A 5,752-nucleotide genomic window follows, 5' to 3' on the forward strand; every position below is an offset into this window, starting at 1 on the left:
GAAGATATTCCCAGCAAACTCTCAAAATCGAAAATGGTAAAATGAAGGCCCGCCCCTGAGCGAACAGGAGCGGGTCACTAAGGAGGTGAGTACCGGCAACTACTCAGTAAATACGCTGACACTGATTACAGCGGCAGTCGTTCTGCTTCTCGCGATCGTGCAACACATGTGACCGCCCTCCATCCCGCAGGTGTGACAGCACCAGCGGGATGACTACTAAGCACCTCATCGCCAGAAGCCAATTCTGGCGACGGGGGCACTTTTTCGCATATTTACTTATGAAAAAGCCTTACCTTCGATGGGAAGGTGAGGCTTATCAGAGAAGAGGAAAGCGGATGGGCTTAACGAACGATGGGGGAGTAGTCTGGCACGCACGATGGTGAGCAACCATAGACCTTAGGCAGAGGTGCGCCGCCGTTGCTGGAGCCGCCGCCGTTGTTGCTCGGTGCGGGCGCGGACTGCTTCGGGGCGGTGTAGGACCGCTGCGGGGCGGAATACCCGCTGCTGGACTTCTTCGGGGCGGTGTAGGACTTGCCGGAGGAATACCCGCGGGTGGAGGACTTGGAGTAGGAGCGCTGCGACTGCGCGGCTGCGGCGGCTGCTTGGGCGGCGGCCTGCGCCTGCGCTTCGGCTTCCGCCTTGGCTTTGGCTGCGGCCTCGGCGTCGGCCTTCTCCTTCGCGGCCTTGGAGTCGTTCACCTGCTTGACGGCGGCGTCGAGCTTCGCCTGCTGGCCGGTGTAAGCCTTCGGGTCGGTCACATCCTTCTTGCCGATGGTCTTGTTCGCCTCGTCGATGGCCTTCGTGAGGCTGTCACGGGTGGCGTTGTCCGCCACCTTCCCCTCCGTGTCCTTGAGGGTCTCGCCAGCGCTGTCAATACCCTGCTTGAGCTGCGCCTTGGCGGTGTCCAGCTCCTTCGCCAGCTTGCTGTCTTTGACGGCCTTGAGCGCGGCCTTGAGCGCCCTCGCTTGGGTATTGGCCTCGTCCGCGTCCGTGACATTGGCCTGCTTCGCGGAAGCGAGCTGCCACGCCAGCCACTCGCCCGGCTGGTCCTCGGGGACGCCCTTGAGCGCCTCCGCCTTCCTGACGGCGTCGTCGAGCTTGCCCAGCAGCTTCGGCTCCTTGAGCTGATCCGCCTTATACTCGGTCGCTGTGGCCTCTTTAATGGCCTTCGTAAGATTCCCGTCGGCGTTCTCGGCCTGCGTGACCGCCTCATGGTAGGCGTTGGCCTCGTGGTGCGTCCAGTAGGCGTAGCCGCCGCCAATACCCGCCAGCACTACGACGATGACGGCGATGATGATGGCGGTGAGGTTGGCGGGCTTAATACCCTTGGGCTTGCTCTCCTCTGGGGTGACGTCATCCATGGTTTCCACTTCCTCTGATGGCTTCGTCATTGCTCTTCCCTATGTCCTTATGCGCTGACACGTCGATTCGCCCATCGACATGGATGTAACGGCGCGGAGGCCGTCAGGCCGAAGCTCCTTATCCTGCGGGGGCATGGGAGACGGTCGCGCTTCCATATCATGCGAATTCAATACTACAGTATAGCGAAAGCCACAACTTTGTGGCCTAGTGAGATGCGAACGCCACATATTTTTGGCGCGTGAACGTTAAAAACGATTCGAAGGAATGGGCGAGGTACGCCAAGGAGCTGGGCGTCAACCTCCAGCGCCTCCGCGTCGAGCGCGGCCTCACCCAAGAGCGCGTGGCCTATGACGCAGGCCTGTCGAGATACCAATACCAGCGAATGGAATGGGGCAAGATAGGCAAGGACACCCCAGCCAATCCCACGTTGAAGACAATCATGGCCGTAGCGCAAGTGCTGGGTGTCACCCTTGATGAACTCTTGCCACAGCCATGGCCCGACCTGCACGCCAAGTAACGCAATACCCATGGAGACCCGCTTCTATCCCCTAGATGGGTTACAATAAAGGTCACAATCAATCATTCAAGAAGGCAGATACGCATGATTGCAACGTTTATGCCTGCTCGTGTCGAGCCCCACGGGGGGCACTTTTCTTAGAGTTCGCATGTGGTGCAGATTCGCCGCGCATACAGCAAATTCCCCCGCAAGGATTGTCCCCGATTTGCCACGTATCAGACTGCTTCCACAACTGCGTTGATACAATAAATGATACAATAAATGATACAATAAATGATACAAAACGCGGCAAGGATGGTTATGTTCTCACGCGAAAGCGAAACCGTCGAATTCAAAAAGACCACTTCACAACTCAAAGAAGGCATCATCTCCCTGTGCGCGATGTTGAACAAGCATGGCAGAGGGATTGTGTATTTCGGCGTAAAGGATGACGGAAGTATTGTTGGCCAAGATGTCGGGAAAAAGACAACCGCCGATATTTCCCATGAAATCAGAACCAATCTCAAGCCACTCCCCGAAATCAATATTGAAATCCACAACGTCAACGATAAAGCCGTCATCGCAGTGCAAGCCGAGGGCATGGACACTCCATATTCCGCGTACGGCAGATATTACACACGCGTCGATGATGCAGACACATACATGGACTCCAACCAGCTCCTGCGGTTCTTTGAGTCAAAAGACACGACGTACTCGAAATGGGAAGAGCAACCGTCTGGCTTCAGTATTGACACCGTGAACGAGGATCTGCTAATCCAATACATCCGCGCCGCAAACGATGCAGGACGCATGCACTATATATTCAACAACGCGTCCGAGGCGTTGAACAAGCTGAATCTCATCACGGATGACGGGCAGCTCAACAACGCCGGCCATTACTTATTCGGGAACGATGGTCCCGTATTGCTCAAAGAAGTCATGTATCCTACCGACGACAGAAGAGAGTTTGCTGATTTGAAACAGTATCGCGGCAACATTCTTGAATGTATCCAAGAAGGAATGCGATACATTGAAAACAACATCCGTTACAGCGCACGTATCGACGGACTACACAGAACAGAAATGCCAGAGATTCCCATCCGCGCCATCCGAGAAATCATCGTCAATTCATTCGCACATTGCCGATACCAGAAGGGCGACAGCAACGCAATCACCATCACACGATCACGTGTCACCATCTACAATCCCGGTGGGCTGCTGCATGGCACCGAACCACGCGACTTTGCCAGCGGCCGAATCGGTAGCAAAATCCGCAATCCTCTAATCGCCTCCGTGCTTTTCAAGAATGGCATGATTGATGCATTCGGCACCGGTTTTGACCGCACATTCAAAGAATGTGCCGAAAACGGCGTCGAATATTCATACCGAAATGACGAGTTCGGTTTCACATTCACATTCACGAGGAAACACGTCGAAGCGAACAGAACGATACCGAGCGATTCGAAAAGTCTGGCGAATGACACCGACAAAATCATCATGGATCTCATTTCGAAAGACCAGTACATCACAACCACAGAGCTGGCGAAAACACTGGGAGTGTCCCGCCCGACAATCGCCCGTCACATCAAGAGTCTCACCGAACACGGAGTACTCGAACGAGTCGGTTCGCGCAAGAGCGGGTATTGGGCAATCCGACACTGACTGTCCCTCTCCTTTGCAGTGGATGCACACCACGCGTCAGGCACGGCATAAGGCGCGGCGGTCTTGCGACTGACGCCGTGGGGGACTATCGTGACAACCACGGTATGTTCACAGCGACAATCACCGATGATTATCGCAACGACCGAAGCACGGAGTGGGGGTCGAAGATGGACGACAAGCACAGCAACAACCGCAACAGAGCGATTCGTGCGGCTTTGGCGGCGGTAGTCGTCGCGGCAATGATTATCGCGGCGACAGTCGCGCTGACGGGTATCATCGGCGGACATGGCGAGCGTGGCGGGCAGAGCGCACTTGTCTCGAAAGAGCAGATTTCCTCGGAGGCAAGATCCTCAGCCTCGACAAGCCCATCTGCCTCAGCGAGCGGCGCGTCCGAAGGCAGCGCCGGCGGCAAACGCGCATCAGCTCCGGAGCTTCCGGCATCATATACGCGGCAAATCGAGGAATCTCTCAACGCCGCCGAGCTGGCAATCGAAAACGGTGACGGCGTGTCCGCAGGCGCGGAGCTTGTCACGCAATTCGGCCCATCGCCCAGCTATTCCACCGGAACATACGGATTGCGGCAGCTCAATGTCGCGCACAACGTGGAGAACCTCCAAATCGAGGCGGGAACCTATCAGCTGACGGTGTACTGCATCGGCACGGGAAATCTGACGGCTGATTACGAAATCGGTAGCACCGCGAAACGCGGTACCGTACGGTGCGATGACAAGCGGGTGGAACAAACAACGTTGAGCATCGACTCGGACGGCAACGACACCGCCCGTATCGTCACCATCACCCCGTCCTACGGCACCGCCTGCGTGTTTGCCTATCAGATTCTGCGCTTCCCGCAGTGACCGCCGTATGGGTGGTGGTGTGCGGTAGATTCCCGACGATTTTGTGGGGAATCCGGACTATTCGTGGCGGATTTGCACCACAGGTAAGGCTGATAGGACCGCCCGGACCGCAGCCCCGGCGTTTTGGGCGGCGAGGGTCATGTCCGACTGGTGACGGTTGAGGTCTTCGTACGCCTCACCGCAACGGTTGCTCATCGCCCGCACGGCCAGGAAAGGCACGCGGTTCTTGGCGCACACGTGCGCGGCGGCCGCGCCTTCCATCTCCTCGCAGTCGCCATGCCAGACGCGGCGGGTGTGCTCGAGCACGTCGGGATCGGTGTTGAACTGGTCACTGGTCGCGATTGTGCCGAGCGTGTACCGGCGGTTGGAATCGTTGTCAATGGCGGTGTTATCGGCGGTGGCAGTGGCAGCACCGTCCATCTCAGCCAACGACGGCACGCGACGATACCCCTGCTCGTCCAGCACCTGGCAGGCGAGCGCAGAAAGACGGTCATCGGACGCATACGTGTGCAGGAAGGGGTCGCATTCGGCGATGATGTCGTTGTTGGTCTCCAGATACACCAGCGAACCGCCGACCACGATATCCCCGACCTCCAGCAGCGGATTGAGACTGCCAGCAATACCGCTGAATATCAGGGCATCCGGATGATATTCGCAGATCAGCATTTGGGCGGCGGCACCTGCGGCGACCTTCCCCATACCGCCCACGCACACGACGACGGACGCCTCGCCAAGCTGCCCGGTGACCAGATCAGTGCCGTACCGGCTGCTGCGCTCGATTCCGTGTAAGGCTTCGATGATGGGTTCAGCTTCCTGCGGCAGCGCACACAGCACCGCGATGCGATGATGAGTCTCCATACTCCGATCGTCGGGCACGGTTGCGACATTCGACGGGCGGCAGACACGCCCGACGGGAGACGAATGGCGGACGACGGACGGCGGCGAGCGGATGGCGGACGATACCCGGCCGTTGTGCGACGTGGCAGTCACACGACGGGCAGATAGCCTGATGGCACAGCCGTGACCCGGTGATATCTGGCCGCCCTGCGATCGGGCAGTCGCACAGCAGAGAGATATCCCAATCCCACCGGCAGATAACCATCGATACCCGGCCGGGATGCGACCGAGCAGTCGCACGGCGGGAAGATAGCCCGGTAACAGAACCAAAACCCGCCGATACTTGACAACCATGCGACCAAACAGTCACACGGCGGAGAGATAACGCTGCGGCGGAACCGGAACCGGCCGGCATCTTTCTGCCGTGTACTCTCCCAGTCGCACGACGGGAAGATAACCCGGCCGCAGAACCAGAATCCGGAAGCATCTAGCCAGCCATGCGACACGTCAGTCGCACGACGGGAAGATACTCGACGAA

The 5,752-nt window shown here is 57.9% G+C and carries 5 protein-coding genes; 3 read left to right on the plus strand and 2 right to left on the minus strand.

The features are described from left to right. Window positions 1-341: 341 nt before the first annotated feature. Window positions 342-1,391, minus strand: coding sequence for a colicin transporter (locus ACI38B_RS04985; RefSeq protein WP_439729787.1), 1,050 nt, complete (start codon window positions 1,389-1,391; stop codon window positions 342-344). A gap of 209 nt (window positions 1,392-1,600) precedes the next feature. On the opposite strand from ACI38B_RS04985, the gene ACI38B_RS04990 reads away from it, so the two are divergent. From ACI38B_RS04990 to ACI38B_RS05000, 3 genes are all read left to right on the plus strand, one after another. Then, entirely contained in the window at window positions 1,601-1,879 is a 279-nt protein-coding gene (locus ACI38B_RS04990; RefSeq protein WP_439729788.1) for a helix-turn-helix domain-containing protein, read from the plus strand. A 300-nt stretch (window positions 1,880-2,179) separates the two neighbouring features. Next, window positions 2,180-3,520 (plus strand): RNA-binding domain-containing protein, encoded by a 1,341-nt coding sequence (locus ACI38B_RS04995; RefSeq protein WP_404441444.1) that lies wholly within the window; start codon window positions 2,180-2,182, stop codon window positions 3,518-3,520. 104 nt (window positions 3,521-3,624) lie between these two features. Further along, entirely contained in the window at window positions 3,625-4,377 is a 753-nt protein-coding gene (locus ACI38B_RS05000) for a hypothetical protein (protein WP_439729789.1), read from the plus strand. A gap of 57 nt (window positions 4,378-4,434) precedes the next feature. On the opposite strand, the gene ACI38B_RS05005 is transcribed toward ACI38B_RS05000, so the two are convergent. Continuing rightward, a complete protein-coding gene (locus ACI38B_RS05005; protein WP_439729790.1) occupies window positions 4,435-5,235 on the minus strand; it encodes a 5'-methylthioadenosine/S-adenosylhomocysteine nucleosidase in 801 nt (266 codons plus the stop codon). Window positions 5,236-5,752 lie beyond the last annotated feature (517 nt).

It is taken from the genome of Bifidobacterium sp. (assembly GCF_051876855.1).
Lineage (GTDB): Bacteria > Actinomycetota > Actinomycetes > Actinomycetales > Bifidobacteriaceae > Bifidobacterium.